The organism is Salipiger aestuarii (assembly GCF_003259905.1).
GTDB lineage: Bacteria > Pseudomonadota > Alphaproteobacteria > Rhodobacterales > Rhodobacteraceae > Salipiger > Salipiger aestuarii.
This window is the reverse complement of record NZ_QLMG01000008.1, coordinates 1-18,354: the sequence shown is the minus strand read 5'-3', so window position 1 is coordinate 18,354 and position 18,354 is coordinate 1. Positions and strand designations below refer to the sequence as shown.

Genomic DNA, 18,354 nt, shown 5'->3' with positions numbered 1-18,354 from the left:
CTGTCAGTCGAGTCCTTTGCCGCGAGTGGTCTGGAAACACATGGGTCATGACGGGCGAAATGTGAATGGCCGGGCGCGAAATAAGCGCCGCGCAGGGGGGTGCGACAGCGGATGCCGGCCGGTCGACCGGATTTCGCGGCGCCCCCACCGGATCGTCCGCGCCGCCCTACCCGCCCTATCGTTCGACGAATACCCCGCTGCGCGCGAATGTCTCCTGTATGGCGTCAACGGTGGGGGGCAGGCCCGCTTGCGCGGGATCATAGGCATATTTTCGCGTCAGGAACGACGCCTCCTCGATGGCCAGTTCAAGATCGGCGATGGCGCCTTCGGCCCGGTCAATCGTTTGCGCCACAGACGCCTTGTCGTCAGCGCGAAGCGCGCGGGTCAGTTCGTCACGAAGGACGGCAAGATGCGCTGCGGGTTTTGTGATACCGTAAATTTCGGTCACTTTCGCAATCGCGACGGCGTCATGCCCCGAAGCTGCCGAGCGGGCCATTTCAGCTTCGATGCTGGGCCAGAATCGCGACGTGTAAAGCGGTTTCGGCTGACGATGATACCAAGGTTCGGTGCGCGCGATAGACGACGAAACCGCGTTGTGCAGTTTCCACAAGAAGACGCGCAAGGCACCGGGCGCCGTGATCGTGGCAAGTTTGTCATCTAGAGTGATGCCGGTATCGTGGCGGCCCGGCTGGCGCCCCAGCAACAGAAATTCGACCGGATACATATCGACTTCGCGGTTGCGGATCACATAGCGATTCAAATGATAACGACAGTAGGGGCAGGGGTACATCGTCGCAAAGCCGCGAAAGAATGCGGCGAAACGGTCTGTTCCGCGGCGCCGGACGGCATCGGGCATCGTCTCGATCAATTCGGCGGAACCATGCAGGAACGCCCAGACTGCAGGCCCGATGTAATAGGGAAAGCTCAGGCGCATATCGGCAGTGGCGACATCGTTGCGCCCCAAATGCACATCTATAAACGCCACATATTCGCTGAGGAATCCACTGTCGCGGCCAAATTCGGCACGCTCGCGGCGTTTTTCTATTCCGGTCAGATATGGCGCGGTCAGAATCCACGCCTGCTTCAGCATCCGTTTGACGCCAAAAGAGCAGGCGGCGAAGCCGTCGCGCAGATCTGTTGCGAAGCGATCAAAGGCGCCTTGCGCCCTGAGTTCCGCGTGCCATGTGTCAAGATCCTGTTCGGTGGTCCCACGCGCGTGGCGCAGGTCATCCGCGGTGATCAGCGATGCGCATAGCAGAAGCTGCGGCATGAATTCATCATACCAGAACCGGGTTGGCATAATGGCGCCATCAATGCGTGCATCGGCATCGGATAGAATTACGCGATTCCAGCTGTCTCGGTAATCGGTGTCGGCATCCCAAGGCCTCGGGATCGACGCGTTCCGATGGGTTTCGGCGCGCAGGTCCTGATGGCGCAGACGGTTTATTTCATGCCCCGCGAGCGCATCGACGCCGGACCGATCGACGCGAAGCCCGTGGAGCCGCAGCGACAGGACAAGTTCCATAACAGCCCGGCACAGGTGCTGGCGACGGGACAGGCCATCGCGTTCGTCCGCGATTTTGGCCTGAGCGGCCAGCATTCCCGGCGTCCTGGGAATTGTCGGCCAAGTCCGCACGCGTGTGTGCAGCCGATCCAGTTCGGCTTGCACGATTTCGTCCAGACGTCGAAATTCCGCGATGCATGCCGCATCTGTAATGAGGCCAAGAGCCAGGTAGTAATCAATGGTCACGGTTGTGAATCTGGCGAAATCCTCAATCGTATATGGCAGGTCGCGCGCTCTGATATGAGTTTCGGAATTCGCGGAATAGTTTTCCCGAAAACTGCGATACGCCGCTCCCTGCATCAGTCGGAAAAAGCCGATGCGCAGGTGCAGCGGGGATATGCCGGCATCCGCGTCGTGGTCCGGATGGGGTTTGGCGGTGGCGGTCGACGGCGCGGGCATGCCGGGAAATGCCCCAAGGTGATGATCCGGTACATGGGTGGCGCGATAGGTCTGGGCCACAGGGGGCGGCGCGCCGTCCAGATACTGCACAAGGTCGGCCAGCGATATTCGCCCGTCGCCGTCAGCGTCGATTTCATCGGCCAGCAGTCCGGCCTCTTCGGGGGTATCGGCAAAGGCGCCGGTCACGGTCAGCAGATCGGTCTTGGCAATGGTCTGGTCCGCATCCGCATCGAAAGCCGCGAAAGCGTGGCGCAGGCGCAGCGCCGGATCGCCAAGCAGCGCGACCATGCAGTCGGTAAACCGCGCGGCACTGCGGCTTGCCTCGCGGTCGGCGCCGGCAAGGGCGAATGACACCTCCTGCGATGACACCAGGGTGCCGTGGGTCCGCAATACATCGCTGAGGATCGTTTCGGGGGGATCCGCCGGACGCGTTGCAATGGCGCCCTGCCAGTCGTTCCACAGCGCGCCAATCTGATCGTAATCGTGCATCCGGGCCATTTCGATTCCCCCCCTTTGGAAAGCTGTGTTTCAGGCGGCGTCGGGCGCGCGCAGCATATCTTCGAATTCGACCTGGCTGGGAAGATGCACCGGCGTCATGCCGGAAATCCGCTTGATCCGATCACACATGAGCGCGGTGTTCTTGCGTTCGACCGGGCCGTGGCCGCTGACGATCAGCTTGGAATCCAGCGCCTTGATGCGGTCCGCCGCCGCGCCAATGATTTCTTCGCGGATATGTTCGAACCAGATGTGGTTGACCCGGTTCATCCAGAAGAAGCCTTCTTCGTACTCGGTTTCCGACAGCTCGTCGGTGTATTGGTGGGTTTCGGGGTGCACGGTGCCAAAGCAATCGGCAGCGAAATACACTTCGGTCTTGGGGTCCCACAGGCCTGCGGTGGCCGAACTGTCGAACAGCGGAGGGCGCAGCGCGGTGACGACGCGGTCGCCGATGTCGAGCTGGTCGCCATCGTTCATCAGGTACACGCGATCAGGCGGGATGCTGAATTCCTCGCACAGCTTGCCGAGACCCAGAAAGCTGGTGATCAGCCTGGCGTTCGGGCACATGTCCAGAACCTGCTTGATCGAGCCCGAGTGATCCCTGTCCTCGTGGCTGAGAAACAGCCAGCGCACGTCTTCGGGCTCGACGATCTTGAACGCTTCTTCAAGATAGATGTCGCGGTGTACAGTTGCGAGCGTGTCCAGCAACATCGGTTGTTGCCCCCGGATCACCATCGCGTTGACGGCCATCTTGCCGACGCCGGGCACCGGGACGGATTCGGGAATGACAAAGGTTTCGGGGGCAACGGTAAAGGATTCAGGCATGATGTGATCCCATCGGAAAAGGGTGTGGGACAGCGGCAGCCGCTGCCGCTGTCAAGGCCGTCAGGCGGCCGCGTCGTCCGTCGAAAGCTTGTAGAAATCTTCCAGCCTGTAGCGCACCATCTGGAAGGTCGACATGTCGATGCAGGCGGTAAAGGCCTTGGTGCCGGGCGCATCGACGAACTTGTTCATCGACGCCTGCGCATCCTCGGCGCTTGCCCAGTGCAGAACCACGATCCAGCCGCCCTCGGCGGATTTGCCGGTGTCGCGGTCGATGAATCCGGGCAGCTTGCCCAGAAAGTCGCGCTCCATGGTCTTGGTCTCGGCGATGAATGCCTCATCGCTGACGCCGTCGGCGAGGCGGAAGGTGACGATTTCGATAGTCTTGGCCATTTGGAAGCCCTTCGATGCTGTGGTCAGGTTGGATTGATTTCGGCGTATTTGGCGCGCAGAAAGGCAAGACCATCGCGCGCCAGATCTTCGGGAGAGGCGGCAAAGTCGCGCCAGATACAGACAAGGCCCGCCAATCGTTCAAGCCCCGGATTGAACGATTCAAGGGTGATGCAACTGTCATAGCCAATGTCGCGCAGCGCCCGGAACGTGTCGTCCCATGGTACCATGTCCCGACCGGGCACGCCGCGATGGCTGCCGCAGGCGTGGAAATAGGCCATCCGATCGCCGGTGGCACGGATCGCAGCGGCGATGTCGTCTTCTTCGCGGATCATGTGAAAGGTGTCGAGGTGGACAGCGGCGTTGGGCAGGCCGACATCTTCGACAAAGCGCACGGCGTCGGCGGCGGTGTTGAGGTAGAAGGATTCGAACCGGTTCAGGGTTTCCGCAGCAACGATCAGCGGCGATCCGGCGGCGTGTTCGCAGATCGCGCGATAGGAGTCGACGCCCCGGTTCCATTCGTCCGTCGTGCGCCTGCGCCCCGTCTGGTAGCCCCACGCGCAGTAATTCGCACCGCAATAAATGCCCACGCCCGCCTCGACGCAAAGGTCGATCACCTTTTTGGACAGTTCGACCCCGCGGGCACGAACGGCCGGGTCGGGGTCGATGGTGTTGGCGTCGGCGGGCAGGGCGAAGTTGGCGTTGAGTTGAAGGTCCAGATCCCGAGCGCGCTGCGCCAGGGCACGGGCAGGAAAGGTGTCGGGATCGACCGGCGTAACCTCGAACGTGTCGAAGCCCATCGCCTGGACCTTGTCGAGCAGTTCCAGGTCGGTTTCGTCGAAGGTGCCGGAAAACAGCAGGGAATTGACGCCAAAACGCATGGATGTCTCCTAGGGTTGAAGCAGGACGAGGCCGCTTTTGGCATCGACGCCGCGTGCCAGATGGGCCGGCGATTCCTCGAGCACGATTTCAAGCGTGGGGCGCACCGATGCCTCGATCAGATGCCCGCCACGGGTTGTCGCGTCGATGCAGCCAAGCACCACATGAACATGCAACTTATGCTTGCCGTCGGCCTCGACAGCGATGTTGCCGATCATCGACAGAACCTCGGTCTGATCTGTGATGTCGTTCTGGCGAAACTCTTTGGTGGCGGGATTGAAATAGCCCAGTGAGGCCTGGGCAAAGGCGCCGATCCCGGTCAGGCTGGTGGCGCCCAGATCGTGGTCCTGCGCGAAGGCGGTGATGCTTTCGATCGCGTTTTCGCCCGCATCCAATGCCAGCACGAACTTGCGGCGACCGCCGATGTCTTCGAGAAGCTTGTACCGCATGGCCCTAGACCCCCGCCGTTTCGCGAATATAGGCGCGCGCCATGCGCGCGTATTGCAGCGGATTGGCCTTGGCGGGGTCCTGTTCCGCCTCGACCATCAACCAGCCGGCATAATCGGCGTCTGCAAGCGCCTGAAAGATCGGAGCAAAGTCGATGACCCCGTCGCCGGGAACGGTGAACACGCCTTGCATCACCGATTCGATGAACGTGCGGTTTGTGGCGTTGCACCGGTCCATCACGTCATGGCGGATGTCCTTGAGATGCACATGGCGGATCCGGTCGGCATAGGCGCGTGCCATGGCAAGCGGGTCGTCGCCGGCCCAGTACAGGTGGCCGGTGTCGAGCAGCAGGTGAACGACCTCGGCGTCGGTTTCGGCCATCAGCCGATCGACCTCGGGCCGGGTCATGACGCCGGTGCCCATGTGGTGGTGGTAGCACAGTCGCATCTCCGCATCGGCGGCGATTCGCCCCAGATCGTTCAGCCCGGTGGTCAGCGAGTCCCATTGGGCATCGTCGAAATGCGGTTTGTTGGCGATGGGCGGGACGGGCTGTTGATGCACCGCATGCCCCAGTTCGGCGACGACAATGGACGTGCCGCCCATGCGCTTGATGAAGGCCATCGAATCGCGAAAGCTTTCGATCGTGCGGTCGTGCATGTCGTTCACGGTAAAGAACGTGCTGGACCAGGGTTCAGACACACGCAGGCCGCGCTGGGACAGTTCGCGTTCCAGGATGTCGGGGTCCTTGGGGAACTTGTGCCCGACGCTGCATCCCGAAAAACCGGCCAGCGCCATTTCGGTCACGCATTGCCCGAACGAGATTTCTTCGCCCAGCGACGGGTAGTCGTCATTTGTCCATCCGGTGGGGGTGATGCCCACCAGAACCTTGTCGGGATTCAGCATTTTGCGTCTCCTTCAGGCGCGGAATACGCGCGGAGGGTTGGCCCACATGCCGTACCCAAACGGTTTTGCACCGGGCGGGTTGGCGCCGATGGCAGGCCACAGCAGGCCTTCGGTGTAGGAGGTGGGGGAAGGGATGTGATCGTGGTCGGCGGGGTTGCCGCCATAACTTTCGTGCCAGTCTCGGGGCAGGCAATGCCATGTCCCGGTGTACCACAGCTTGACCAGGTTTCTGGCCAAAGGGCCGTGGCGGGGATGGCTGAGTATGCACAGGCGCAGGTGGCGGTCCAGTGCCGCCTTGTCATCACCGATAGCGCAGGCACAAAACGCGTCGAGCATATCTGCGATGCAGTCGGATCTGGCCATGTCGCAGACGGTTTGCAGATAGATCATTGTCTGTCCGGTGCCGAGCAACTCGTGTTCGCTGAAACCTGTCAACGCGGTCGACAGCGCAAGAAAGCCGGGCCTGAGGTCGTTGTGCGGGGTGTCGGGCGTCATGCTGTCTTCTCCGTCGAACGGTCGATTTCAAATGTCGGGGCGCCGTGCAGATCCGAAGCGTCGCCAATGGGTTGACGCATGATGCGGTAGAACAGCTCCTTGATGTGGAACATGTCGCCGACGGCGGGGATGAACTGTTCGGGGGCGCCCCGAAACGCGCGCGTCAGCCGGTCGAGGAATGTCGCATAGGTCCGGTTGAAACTCTCGGCCGCATTGCGCAGGTCGGACCCCATCGGAAAATCGTCGAGCCGCGCATTCGTCTTGATCGGATAGACCGCCGACCAGTCGACGGGAACGGGACCCCCTGTCGGCGCGTCGCGCGCGTCACCCTGTTGATAATACCGACCCAGGACCAGCTGCTGAAACCGGTAATAATGGGCGATCTCGCCGTCTTCGTCAAAGATCGTATCGGTCACGCCTTCGCCCTGTTCGGCAATCAGATCCAGCGCCGCCTTCGCCGAGGCCATATCGGTGACTTCGATCAGGCCCCCGCCCCCGGAATAATAGTATTCCGGCCCGATCTGTCGCGCCGGATCGCCGCTGAACAATGCATCGCCGATGTCGGCGTATAGCCGGTCGAGGCCGTCTTCGATGGCCTTGTAAAATTCGCCGATGCTGAAGAAATGTTCTTCGGTGGCGGCGCCGGTGTGGCCTGCCGTGACGGCCCCGGCAACCTTTTGCCGGGTGACGGTCTTCCCCCCTTGCTGGCGGTGATTCAGATCTGCCGGTCGTTCGATGCGCAGGAAAGTCTCGATCGCTTCGGGCGAGAATTTCTGGCAATCGACGGCAAAATCCTCTTCGCCATCGGGCAGCATTGCCGGGTAGGTCGCGACGAAACCGGCGGTGGTCAGATCAGGTGTGCCGCCGACCGCGTTCAGCAGGTTGGCGACGAGCGTCAGGTGCAGCATTTCTTCGACCGCGACCGCGCGGATGATGTCGAAGGCTTCGGTGTTGCTGCCCGGCCTGATGGAATACAGCGCGGTCAGGTAGGGGGGGATCGTCGCGTGTTCAAGCTGCATCGCGGCTTCGAGATGGTGATGCAGCCCGGCAAGGTCGGTGATCTGGAACAGGCTCATGCGGAAACCCCTTCGCGGCGGGTCGAAGCCGACGGCGCGGCGGTGCCGGGCGCAAGGTCGTGGGCAATGGCATCGGCGGTGCGCAGGCAAAGGGCGGCCAGCGTCAGGGTCGTGTTGGCGGTGCCGATGCTGGGCATGGATCCGGCCCCGGCAAGGTAGAGGTTGTCGTGATCCCAGGACCGCTGCGTGGCGTCGACGACCGAAGTTTTTGCGTGGGTGCCCATGATGTGGGTTCCGGCCCAGTGGTTGCCACCGCGCACCGTGAAGCCTTCGCCGTCATGGGTTACCCAGCCCGGCGCCGACGGGGTGTAATGCGAATGATCCTCGGCCCCCAGCCGCTGGTAGATGCGGCGGGTCAACCTGCGTGAAAAGGCAACGGTTTCAAGCGTGTAATCCGGGATGTCGAATGAAACGACGGGGCGCGGGTTGCCCATCTGGTCCAGATGACGCGGGTCGACCGAAATGCGGTTGCTCTCTTCAGGCAGCACCTCGATCATGCAGTCGAGCAGAAGCTGCCGCCCGACCCGGTCGATCAGGGCGTTGCGCAGGGCGATCCCGGTCAGGTTGCGCGCATCGACCAGGTCGGCAAGATCGGTGTAGGGGGCGCCGGTGGCCCAGCCCCACCCGTCGTTGTGAATGCTGAAGCGGACGGCGGCATGATGGCTGCGATAGGCGCCGGTGCGAATATCCTCGATGCCAGAGGTGCATAGCGGCCCGCGCCCGGTGCCCACGACCTGAGGCATCAGCCCCCAGGTCAGCAGATAGGCGTGATCCATGAGGTTGCGCCCCATGAGATTGCTCGAACCGTGCAGATCGGAAGCCAGCATCAGCCGCGCGTTTTCGACCGCATTCGCGGCAAGCACATAGGTTGTCGCATTGAGCGTGCCGGTGATATGGCCGGGCGCATCCTTGTTGGCATAGGTTTTGCAGGTCACCCCGGTAACGCGGCCCGTGGTGCTGTCGATCTCGACCCGCGCGGCGACGGTGCGCGGCAAGAGATGCACGTGCCCGGTATCCATCGCGGCCAGAAGCGTGCGGCGCGCATCGTATTTCGCCTGAACCGGGCAAATCGGAACGCAATTCGTATTGCCCTGGCAGCGCTCGCCCATTTCCGCCTGATGAATGCTGACGGCCCCGGTGGGGGTAAAGCCTTTGCCCCCGTCATAGGCTGCATTGGGGATGCCGTTTCGGGCCTGGGGCGTGCTGCGGACGTTCAACGAGAAGGTCTCGTCGCCGACCGTCACTTCAAGCCCGTCCAGGTCCTTTGCCATGGTCTTGTCCAGAAACGACGGGGGCATCCGTTTCATCGGATAGACGTACCCGTCTTCGAATGTCAGCCCGCCATAGCCCTGATCCTCGACATTGCCGGACACGCCAAGTTCGCGCTCGGCGCGGATGTAATCGGGCGCCAGATCGTCGTAACCGATGGGCCAGTCGCGGCCGCGCCCAAACGCACTTTGCATGCGGAAGTCGTCCGGCAGCATACGCAGCGCCTTGGCTTCCCAATGGCGGGTGGTGCCGCCCAGGACGCGCGAATATGTGCTGTCGATTTCGAACGGGCCGTTCTGCACCAGATAACCACGGTCGTTCGGCTGTCCGTCGTGCAGTTTGACCGCGTCATAATCGCGGGGCATCGGCGCATTGCGGCTGTGGGCGTAGGGCGCGTTGTTATCCTTGGATACGGCGCTGTAGAAACGTTCCACGCTTTTGGTGTAATCGGCAATGGTGACATCCTCGCCAGGCCCGGCTTCGACGACAATCACTCTGAGACCGCGCGCTGCCAGAGATTTTGCGATCAACGCACCGCTGACGCCCGATCCGATGATCGCAACGTCATAGCGGGTTTCAAAAGCCACCTCTGGCGGAATTGTAAATGGGTCGGTGCCGGTCATATGCGTGAAAATCCTATCCATCTGCGCCGATCGGCGGAATTGTTTTTCCACTGACCCAGCGTTACCCTAGTCTTTTGGCGCGGTTTATTTACCGCAAGGTTAAGTTGAGACAGCAATTGCAAGAGAAGTTCTTGTCAGGCGACTTTTGCCGAAACAGAGGCCTTTTGCGCCGCCACCAAGGGCACTGTGACAGCCGCTTGTGTGGCTTTCGCCTGAGCCAGACTTTCGACCAGGACGGCGACAAGGCCGGTCCATCCGGTCTGATGCGATGCCCCGATGCCGGCGCCGATATCCCCATGAAAATACTCATAGAACAGAATATTGTCGCGCCAGTGCGGATCGTTCTGCATCTTGGTCGTGCCGCCGTATACGGGCCGATTACCGGCTGGATCCCGTTCGAAAATCGCCGCCAGACGGCCCGCGATGTCGTCGGCGACCTCGTCCAGCGTCATCATTTGTCCGGACCCCGTGGGGCATTCAACGCGCAGTGTGTCGCCATAATGGGCATGATGGGTGCGCAGCGCATCTATCAGGATATAGTTCATCGGAATCCAGATCGGTCCGCGCCAATTGGAATTGCCGCCGAACATGCCCGAATGCGATTCCGCCGGTTGATAGCCCGCATCGAATGTACCGCCCTCGATGGTGATCGAGAAAGGATCGTCAAGATGCCGCCGCGAAAGCGAGCGAATGCCGTAGGGAGACAGGAATTCGGCTTCGTCAAGCATTGGGCCAAGCAGCCGTATCAGACGGTCGCGTCCGACAAAGGACAGCAGCAGGCTGGAGTCTTCGCCGGCGCCATGTGCCGCCTTTCCCAGCAGATCGTCCTGCTCGCGCCGGAACCAGTCGAGCCTTTCCCTGAAAAGCGGGTCGTCCGCCTCGTTGAGCGAGGACAGATCCAGCGCGGCCACCGCGATCATCGGAATGAGGCTCACCAGCGAGCGGGCTTTCAGCGGCAGGAAATCATCCCCGATGCGCAGCACATCGAAATACAGCCCGTCTTCCTCGCTCCACAAATCGGCCAGCCCATCGGATTCGCGGCCCAGATGGTCCAGAGAATCGGCAATAAACACAAAATGCTGAAAAAACTTCGACGCCATTTCCGCATATGCGGGGTCGGATGTTTGTAATTTTTGTGCCATTTGCATCATTTGCAGCGCGAAAAAGCCAACCCAGGTGGTTCCGTCCGATTGATACAGGCGCCCCCCGCCGGGCAAATTTCCGGAAGATCGGTCAAAGACGGATATATTGTCCAAGCCGAGAAATCCGCCCTGAAACAGATTGTTGCCCTCGGCATCCTTGCGATTTACCCACCAGGTGAAATAAAGCAGGCTGTGGTCGAACAGGCGCCGCATGAAGGCGTGATCCGTGGTGCCGAATGTTTCCAGTTCGTATTCGGCGATCTTTAGCCCGGCCCAAACCTGCAAGGGCGGGTTTACGTCGTCGAATGCCCATTCATAAGCGGGCACCTGCCCATCGGGCTTCATGAACCATTCGCGACACAAAAGCATAACCTGCTCTTTCGCAAAAGTCAGGTCCGTGCGTGCCAGTGCGATTGTATGGAAACACAGATCCCAGCTGGCAAACCAAGGATATTCCCAGGTGTCGGGCATCGAAATGATGTCTTCGGAATAGAAATGGCGCCAATGCGCGTTGCGGCCTTTGTGACGTCCCGCCGGGGGGGGCACATCGTCGCCATCCAGCCAATCGGCCACTACGAAGTGAAAGAATTGCTTGGACCACAGCATCCCCGCATGGGCCTGACGCGCGATGTCCGCTCGGTCGGGCGTCAGGCCTGTGGGAAGGCGGGCGGCGTAGAACGCATCTGCCTCGGCCAGGCGGGCGGCGAAAACGCCGTCCGCGTCCGGGCCAAGATCGGTCGCCGTACCGTCGGCTGCAAGCCGCAGCACGATGCGGACTGACTGGCCGGGGGCGACATCACGGCGATAAATCGCGGCGGCCTTGGTTCCCGTCTGGTCGGGGTTCACCGCGGGGGCGCCATGCAGCAGGTGATCGTTGATCCCGTCCTTGGGAAAGGTCGGCCCCGGCACACCGTAAAGCCGCTGCGTGTTGGTTTCGTTTTCCACGAAAAGCAGGGCATCGGCCTCCGGGCAGATCAGGCGCGTGGTGCCAAGGGCGCTGTGGCGGGTCTCGATTGCGGCGCTGCCGGAAGGTGTGGGAACCGCCGACATTTCGGGACGGTCCGAGCCGGCACGCCAGCTCCAAGTGTTGCGGAAGACAAGCGTGGGCAAAAGCCAGATCGGATGCGGTTCGGGCCCACGATTGGTGGCGGTGATCCGGACCAGAATATCGTCGGCCGATCGCTTGGCGTATTCGACGCCGATGTCGAAATAGCGATCTTCGTCGAACAGGCCGGTGTCCATCAGCTCGTATTCCAGCGCGGCGGAATCGGTCGCCTTGCGATGGGCGTTTTCCGCCATCAGATCGCTGTAGGGGAACGCGGAATGTGGGTATTTGTACAGCATTTTCATGTAGCTGTGGGTCGGCGTGCTGTCCTGATAGAAATAGTATTCCTTGACGTCTTCACCGTGATTACCCTGATCGTTGGTCAGGCCGTACATCCGTTCCTTGAGGATGGGATCGTTGCCGTTCCACAGTGCCAGACTCAGACACAGGCGCTGGCGGTCGTCGGACAGTCCGGCAATGCCATCCTCGCCCCAGCGGTAGGCCTGACTGCGCGCATTGTCATGGGGCAGGTGATCCCAGGCGGTGCCGCCTTCGGAATAATCCTCGCGCACGGTGCCCCATTGGCGTTCGCTCAGATACGGACCCCAGCGCATCCAGTCGGCGCGCGCGGGGCCATTCAGGCGCTTGTCTTCGGCGGTATCGGTCATCTGGGCTCTCCGGATGTGTTCAGGGCTTTGAGGGGGCAGCGGACGCGCGGGCGATCAGTGTCCAGGCGCGGATGCATTCCGCCACGCTCCAGGCTTGCGAAACGCAGCCGCGCGGGGCGTGCGGCGCGTCGGCCTCGAATATCTCGTTGATGGTGCCGATCCCCTCGATCCGCAGCTGGTCGGCCATGGGCGCAAGGATTTCCGCGGCGCGGCCGGGATCGGCGAAGGCGTTCAGATGCGCCTCGATGAAGGGTCCGATCAGCCAGGCCCAGACGGTGCCCTGATGATAAGCACCATCGCGCGCGGTCTGATCGCCGGCGTAGCGGGGGCGGTATCCGGGTTCGTCCGGCCCGAGCGAGCGCAGCCCGGCGGGGGTCAGCAGCGCGGCTTCGCAGCGGCGCACGATCTCGCGGCAGCGGGCGTCATCAAACACCCCGGTGGCCGGACGGGCGGCGAATATCTGGTTGGGGCGCAAGGCATCCTCGTGACCGTCTGGCCCGTCGAGAACATCGTAGCAAAACCCGCGTTCGGCGTTCCAGAAGCGTTCGAACCCCACGCGCGCCTTGGTCAGCAAGGCGTTGTAGGGAGCGCTGTCGCGTCCAAGCAGCCCCGCGGCGCGCGCCATGAACCGCAGACCCGACAGCCAAAGCGCGTTCACCTCGATCGGTTTGCCGATGCGGGGCGTGACGACCCAGTCGCCGATTTTGGCGTCCATCCAGGTCAGTTGCACCCCCGGTTCACCGGCGGTGATCAACCCATCTGCGGGATCGACGCGAATGCCGTAGCGGGTGCCCTTTTCCATGTGCTTAACGATGCTTTCAAGCACCTCGAACAGTTCGCCCAGCAGCGCGGTATCTCCGGTGGCATCGACGTGGGCGGCCACAGCCTCGATGAACCAGAAGGACGCATCGACGGTGTTGTATTCCGGATCGGTGCCGCCGTCGGGAAAGCGGTTGGGGATCATCCCGGCATCGACGACATCGGCAAAACTGCGCAGGATCGACGCGGCGATGTCGGCGCGCCCGGTCGCGATGGTCAGACCCGGAAGGCTGATCATCGTGTCGCGCCCCCAGTCGGCAAACCAGTGATAGCCGGCGATGACGGTGTGCCCCCCGGAGCCGTCGCGCAGCGCGCGCCGGGCGACGAACTGGTCGGCGGTCAGAACCAGCCGGTCGATCCACGCCGGCGCGGCGGGCCCGGCGGGGCGCGCCTTTTCCCAGGCATCAAGAACGGCGTGCTGGCGCGCAACCTCGGCGGCAAGCCCGTCTGGCGGGTTTTCGGCGGGGGGCAGCGACGCGCCTGCGGCAAAGCGCAGGGTTTCGCCCGGCGCCAGCGTGACCTCGAACGCGCCGGTCTGAACGTGGTCTTCCTGATCGGTCAGACCGCGCGCCCGTTCCTGCGCCAGGTCGACGCCCCGGTACCACGCGGCAGACGCGGTGGCGCGGGCGCCAGGCGCATGCAGGTGCATCGCGCGCGCGGCATCGCCCCAGCCCACGGTCAGCCGGTCGCCCTGCGCGGTCACCTCGGGCAGCCAGTCGCTGGCGAAGGACCGGCTGTGGTAATCGCGGCAATCGGCGATCGGACGCAGGGTCAGGGACACGGGCGCCTCGGCCCGAAGGCAGCTGTACCGGATGCGCGTGACATTCGCGCCGTGGTCCATGAACACCCGTTTTTCAAGGGTGAACTGCGGGGTGACGTATGTCCAGACCGGCAGCGTGCCTTCGAAGCGGACGTCTTGCAGATGGCGCGCGCCGTCCGGTGCCATGGTCCCGTCTGCCCAGCGAAGACTGCCCAGATCGAAAGCGCGATCCCCCACCGTCACCGTTTCCAGCAGGGTCACGAGCATCAGCGTGCGCCCGACCGGCGGATCCAGCGCCGCGACCAGCAGGCCGTGATAGCCCCGCGTCGGCAGTCCGGCCACGGTCCCGGCAGCATATCCGCCGATGCCGTTGGTCACGAGCCATTCGGCCGCCTCGGCGCCGGCCGGAAGCGTGCAGATGTCGCGCCCCAGCCGGTCGCCGGGCAGATCGGCGCTCTTCATCTGTTTATATGCGAACATCCCGCGCCCTCTGCTTGGTCCCGGACCAGCGCCGGATTTGGACAAAGCGCCGCCGCAAGCGGCATTCGCTGCCATCGCGCCGATCGCTCTTTGCCGTTGACGGAACGCTATGGGCAAAGGCCTAAGCGTCCCTTAATCGTTTCCCCCAAGTCCGTAGAATGCGACCTATCCTTCGCCCGCGTACCGGCGGGGCGCGACGCCAGGCCTTGACCTTGGCCGCGCCTGTCGCCATCGCTCGGGCGGCAATCGGAGGGCAGGACTGATGCGGCAGGTTATCGCGCCCCGAGGCGTCTGGCTGGACGGGGCGCTGCGGCCCGGAATGGAACTGGTGGTCGACGCCGGCAGGCTGGCGCAGATCCGCCCGCGTACCGATGTCGCGGCCCGCGCAGTGACGCTTGTGACGCCGCTGCTGAGCGACCTGCAGGTGAACGGCGGCGGCGGTGTGATGGTGAACGACATGCCCACCCCCGACGGGCTGGCCGCCATCGCGCGCGCGCACCGGGCGCTTGGCACTGGCGATATCCTTCCCACGGTGATCACCGACGCGCCGCAGGTGGCCGAAGCCGCCGCCGATGCGGTGCTGGCGTGCCGCGACGAGCAAGGCATCCTCGGGTTGCATCTTGAAGGCCCGCACCTGTCGCCCGCCCGGCGCGGCACCCACGCGCCGCAATACCTGCGTCCGCTCGATGCGCGCACGGTCGCGCTGGTAGAGCGGCTGCGGGCCCGCGATGTGCCGGTGATGATTACGCTGGCGCCCGAACGCGCCGACCCCGCGCTGCTTGCCGCGCTGGTCGCCAGCAAGGCGGTGGTGTCCGCCGGGCACAGCAGCGCCACGGCGGAACAGGCGCAAGAGGCGTTCGCGCGCGGCGTGACCTGCGTGACGCATCTTTTCAATGCGATGGACGGGATGGAATCGCGCAGGCCGGGCCTTCTGGGGGCCGCGATTGATTCGAAAGTGGCCTGCGGGCTGATCTGCGACGGCATCCATGTGTCATGGCAGATGCTGCGCATCGCGCTGCGGGCGCGTCCCGAAAAGGGGCTGTGCTTTGCGGTCAGCGACGCCATGGAGACGGTGGGCGGGGCGGATCATTTCATGCTTTATGGCCAGAGGATCGACCTGCGCGACGGCCGCCTTGTCAACGCCGAGGGTGCGCTGGCGGGCGCCCATGTCAGCCTGCGCGACTGTCTGGTCAACCTGATAACGCGGGTGGGCGTGCCCCCGGACGAGGCGGTGGCGATGACGACGGACATACCCCGCCGCCTGATGGGGCTGGCGCCGCGCCGGATCCTGCCCGGAATGGCGATGGACGATCTGCTGGTGCTGGATGCTCCCGAGCTGGGCTCAGCTTTGGGGGTCGGCTAGGGTTCGCGCTTCGAGAGCGGCATTGATGCGGGCGCCAAGCAGCACGATAAAAGCCGAAATCCACAGCCAGAACAGCAGGATGATCACGCCGGCAAGCGAGCCGAAGGTTTCCTGGTAGCTGCCGAAATTCTCGGCATAAAGCGAAAACCCGAACGACGCGGCGACCCACAGAAAGCAGGCGATCAGCGCGCCGGGCGTGATCCAGCGCCAGTTGGCGGGCGCCCTGTCCGGTCCGAAATGATAGATCAGACCGATGCCCGCCACGGTCAGCCCCAGCAACAGGATCCAGCGCAGAACCGACACCGTGGCTTCGACCGCGCCGCCAAGGTTGACCACCGCCAGCACGCCGGGCAGCACCAGAACCACCGCCAGCGCGATCACCAGCCCAAGGATCATCAGCAGCGTCATCATCATTGTCACCGCCTTGAGCTTGACGAAATTGCGCGTCTCGTGCGTGCCATAGCACACGTTCAGCCCCTGAATGAGGTTCGACACCCCCGCCGATGCCGAATAAAGCGCAATGACGATGCCGAGCGCCGCGGCGATGCCCAGCCCGCCCTGATCGGACCCGGCCACGCCCTTGGCCTGCTCAATGACGATCTCGGCGGCGCTTTGCGGCATCATCTGCGACACCTGGGTGATCTGGGCGGTGACGTCTCCGGGGGTCAGGAACAGCCCGGCGATGGCCATCAGCGCGGTGATCGCGGGGAACAGCGCCAGCAGCCCGAAAAAGGCGATCCCGGCGGCGATCAGGCTTAGCTTGTCCCGGGAAATGGCGCGCCAGACCTCCAGTGCGGCGGTCTTGAAATCGCCGCGGCGCAGCTCTGCCGGATGATCGGCCTGGGTCGTTTCGGGGGTCGCGGTCATGTGGGGCTCCTGTCTTGCACGGTCAACCCGCTGCGAGGCTGGCGGGTTCCCGCCGACGTTACGTTGATCCGCCCCGCGCGCTGCACCGCGTCGCAAACCGCGCGATGCGCGCAAGCGCGGCGGCGCCTTCAGGGACCGCGTCGGGCCAGAGCGCGAACAGATGGAACAGCCCCGGCGTAACGTGCAGATGGGTTTGGACGCCTTGCAGCGCGGCGGCGCGGGCCAGCAGCAGCCCGTCGTCAAGCAGCATCTCGGCGCCGGCCAGCTCGATGTGCAGGGGCGCCAGTCCGGCCAGATCCGCCAGCAGGGGCGACAGGTCCGGATCGTCCGGCGGCATATCCGGCATCGCGATGGCCGCCAGCCAGGCGTCGGTGGCATCGTCGTTCATCGCATCCCCCGTGCGCCCGCGTGTCGCGCTGCGCCCCGTCCGGTCGGTGTTCGGCGAGATCAGCGCCACGCCGGCGCAAGCCCGGCGCCGGGCGATCGCAAGCGCAAGATGCCCACCCGCGCTGTCCCCGCCCACCACCACCGGCCTCGGTCCCAGCGCGTCGCGCACCGCAAGCGCGTCGTCCAGCATCGCGGGCCAGACGTGTTCAGGGGCAAGGCGATACTCGGGCAGCACCACCCGCACGCCCCCCGCCGCAAGGGCGTGTGCAAGGGTCAGATGGGTCTGCGCCGAGCCGACCACATAGCCCCCGCCGTGCAGCCACAGCAGCACCGGCCCGTCGCCCACGGCAAGGCAGGGCACACCGCCCATATCGACCCGTTCGGCCCCGGGCTGCGGGCCCGCCAGCCGGGCGAACCCGGCGCGCCGGGCGGGAATGTCGCCATTCATGGCGATGCTGTCGATATGGGTGCGCAGGGCGGTTTCGGTGCGGGGGCGGTGTGTCATCGGAGCCTCTGATCGGGGGAACGGGTCTTAACGCGCCAGCCGCCCTCCGGGTCGATCACGGACCCGCGAGGGGGATGTTTTCCGCGGCCTCGCCGGAACATCCCGGCCCCGCCGGTTGTTGGCGCAGCGACCCCGCCACCGACGGGACCAAGGATTTCATCACACAGGATACCCCCATGGACCTACAGATCACAGGACGGCTTGCGGTTGTCACGGGCGCCGCCGGCGGCATCGCCAGGGCCACCGCCAAGGCGCTCGCCACCGAAGGCGCCCATCTTTTCCTGACCGATGTGGATGCGGACAAGCTGTCGGCCTGCGCGCGCGAGCTGGGCGAGGCGGTGGTCGGAACCCGTGCCGTCGATCTGACCAGTGACACCGATGTCGCGGCCCTCGCCGATGAGGTCGCCGGCAAGGGCGGGGCCGACATTCTGGTCCACATGGCCGGCATCACCGGCGCCAAGGGCGACCCGCTCGACATGGAATATGACGACTGGTTCGCCTGTTGGAACACCAACTTCATGTCCGGCGTCCGCATGGCCAGGGCGCTTGTGCCGCACATGGCCGCGCAGGGCTGGGGCAGGGTGGTGTTCACCGTGTCGGAAAACGCCGTGCAACCCTATCCGGACGAGGCCGTCTACAACGCGTCCAAGGCGGCGCTGCTCAGCTTCGTCAAGGCGCTGTCGCAGCCCTACGGTCCAAAGGGCGTGCTGGTGAACGCCGTCATGCCCGCCTTTATCGAAAGCCCGATGACCGACGGCATGATGGAAAAGCGCGCCGCCGCGCGGGGGGTATCAAAGGAAGACGCGATCCAGACCTTCCTGGCCGAGGAACGCCCCTACCTGACGCTTGGACGGCGCGGCAAGGCCGACGAAGTCGCGGTCGCCGCGGCGATGCTGTGTTCAGAGCGGGCAAGCTTTACCAACGGGTCGGCCTGGCGGGTCGACGGTGGCGCGGTG

15 protein-coding genes are annotated in these 18,354 nt (G+C 63.9%); 2 read left to right on the top strand and 13 right to left on the bottom strand.

From position 1 onward, the window contains the following. Positions 1-175: 175 nt before the first annotated feature. The 11 genes from ATI53_RS06185 to ATI53_RS06135 all read right to left on the bottom strand — a co-directional run bounded on the left by ATI53_RS06185 (position 176) and on the right by ATI53_RS06135 (position 14,276). Positions 176-2,461, bottom strand: a complete 2,286-nt coding sequence (locus ATI53_RS06185; RefSeq protein ID WP_111549966.1) for an Erv1/Alr family FAD-linked sulfhydryl oxidase — start codon at positions 2,459-2,461, stop codon at positions 176-178. 30 nt (positions 2,462-2,491) lie between these two features. Further along, positions 2,492-3,283 (bottom strand): oxygen-binding di-iron domain-containing protein, encoded by a 792-nt coding sequence (locus ATI53_RS06180; RefSeq protein WP_111549965.1) that lies wholly within the window; start codon positions 3,281-3,283, stop codon positions 2,492-2,494. 60 nt (positions 3,284-3,343) lie between these two features. Continuing rightward, the gene (locus tag ATI53_RS06175; RefSeq protein ID WP_009506516.1) at positions 3,344-3,673 is read right to left on the bottom strand and encodes a hypothetical protein; all 330 of its coding nucleotides are present in this window, start codon (positions 3,671-3,673) and stop codon (positions 3,344-3,346) included. A gap of 23 nt (positions 3,674-3,696) precedes the next feature. After that, positions 3,697-4,551 (bottom strand): sugar phosphate isomerase/epimerase family protein, encoded by an 855-nt coding sequence (locus tag ATI53_RS06170; RefSeq protein WP_009506517.1) that lies wholly within the window; start codon positions 4,549-4,551, stop codon positions 3,697-3,699. 9 nt (positions 4,552-4,560) lie between these two features. Next, entirely contained in the window at positions 4,561-4,998 is a 438-nt protein-coding gene (locus ATI53_RS06165; protein WP_009506518.1) for a PPC domain-containing DNA-binding protein, read from the bottom strand. A gap of 4 nt (positions 4,999-5,002) precedes the next feature. Then, entirely contained in the window at positions 5,003-5,899 is an 897-nt protein-coding gene (iolE, locus tag ATI53_RS06160) for a myo-inosose-2 dehydratase (RefSeq protein ID WP_009506519.1), read from the bottom strand. Positions 5,900-5,911: 12 nt separating this feature from the next. Further along, entirely contained in the window at positions 5,912-6,394 is a 483-nt protein-coding gene (locus ATI53_RS06155; protein WP_111549964.1) for a hypothetical protein, read from the bottom strand. Then, entirely contained in the window at positions 6,391-7,470 is a 1,080-nt protein-coding gene (locus tag ATI53_RS06150; RefSeq protein ID WP_009506521.1) for a ferritin-like domain-containing protein, read from the bottom strand. The genes ATI53_RS06155 and ATI53_RS06150 overlap by 4 nt, the downstream gene beginning before the upstream one ends. Next, positions 7,467-9,362: a GMC family oxidoreductase gene (locus ATI53_RS06145; protein WP_240778544.1), complete on the bottom strand. Its 1,896-nt coding sequence runs from the start codon at positions 9,360-9,362 to the stop codon at positions 7,467-7,469. Before ATI53_RS06145 ends, ATI53_RS06150 begins: the two co-directional genes overlap by 4 nt. Positions 9,363-9,496: 134 nt before the next feature. Further along, positions 9,497-12,217 (bottom strand): MGH1-like glycoside hydrolase domain-containing protein, encoded by a 2,721-nt coding sequence (locus tag ATI53_RS06140; RefSeq protein WP_111549962.1) that lies wholly within the window; start codon positions 12,215-12,217, stop codon positions 9,497-9,499. A 19-nt stretch (positions 12,218-12,236) separates the two neighbouring features. Beyond that, positions 12,237-14,276 carry an amylo-alpha-1,6-glucosidase gene (locus ATI53_RS06135; protein WP_009506524.1) on the bottom strand — a complete coding sequence of 680 codons (2,040 nt, stop codon included), beginning with the start codon at positions 14,274-14,276 and terminating at the stop codon, positions 12,237-12,239. A gap of 262 nt (positions 14,277-14,538) precedes the next feature. Here ATI53_RS06135 and ATI53_RS06130 point away from each other — a divergent pair, with 262 nt between their 5' ends. Continuing rightward, positions 14,539-15,639, top strand: coding sequence for an N-acetylglucosamine-6-phosphate deacetylase (locus ATI53_RS06130; RefSeq protein WP_111549961.1), 1,101 nt, complete (start codon positions 14,539-14,541; stop codon positions 15,637-15,639). Here ATI53_RS06130 and ATI53_RS06125 read toward each other — a convergent pair. Both ATI53_RS06125 and ATI53_RS06120 read right to left on the bottom strand, forming a co-directional pair. Beyond that, positions 15,619-16,506, bottom strand: coding sequence for a YihY/virulence factor BrkB family protein (locus tag ATI53_RS06125; protein WP_111549960.1), 888 nt, complete (start codon positions 16,504-16,506; stop codon positions 15,619-15,621). The two genes, ATI53_RS06130 and ATI53_RS06125, sit on opposite strands and share 21 nt — an antisense overlap. Positions 16,507-16,564: 58 nt before the next feature. Then, positions 16,565-17,398, bottom strand: a complete 834-nt coding sequence (locus ATI53_RS06120; protein WP_111549959.1) for an alpha/beta hydrolase — start codon at positions 17,396-17,398, stop codon at positions 16,565-16,567. Between the two features lie 176 nt (positions 17,399-17,574). Here ATI53_RS06120 and ATI53_RS06115 point away from each other — a divergent pair. Then, on the top strand, positions 17,575-18,354 hold a 780-nt coding region (locus tag ATI53_RS06115; protein WP_111550007.1), incomplete at its 3' end, for an SDR family NAD(P)-dependent oxidoreductase.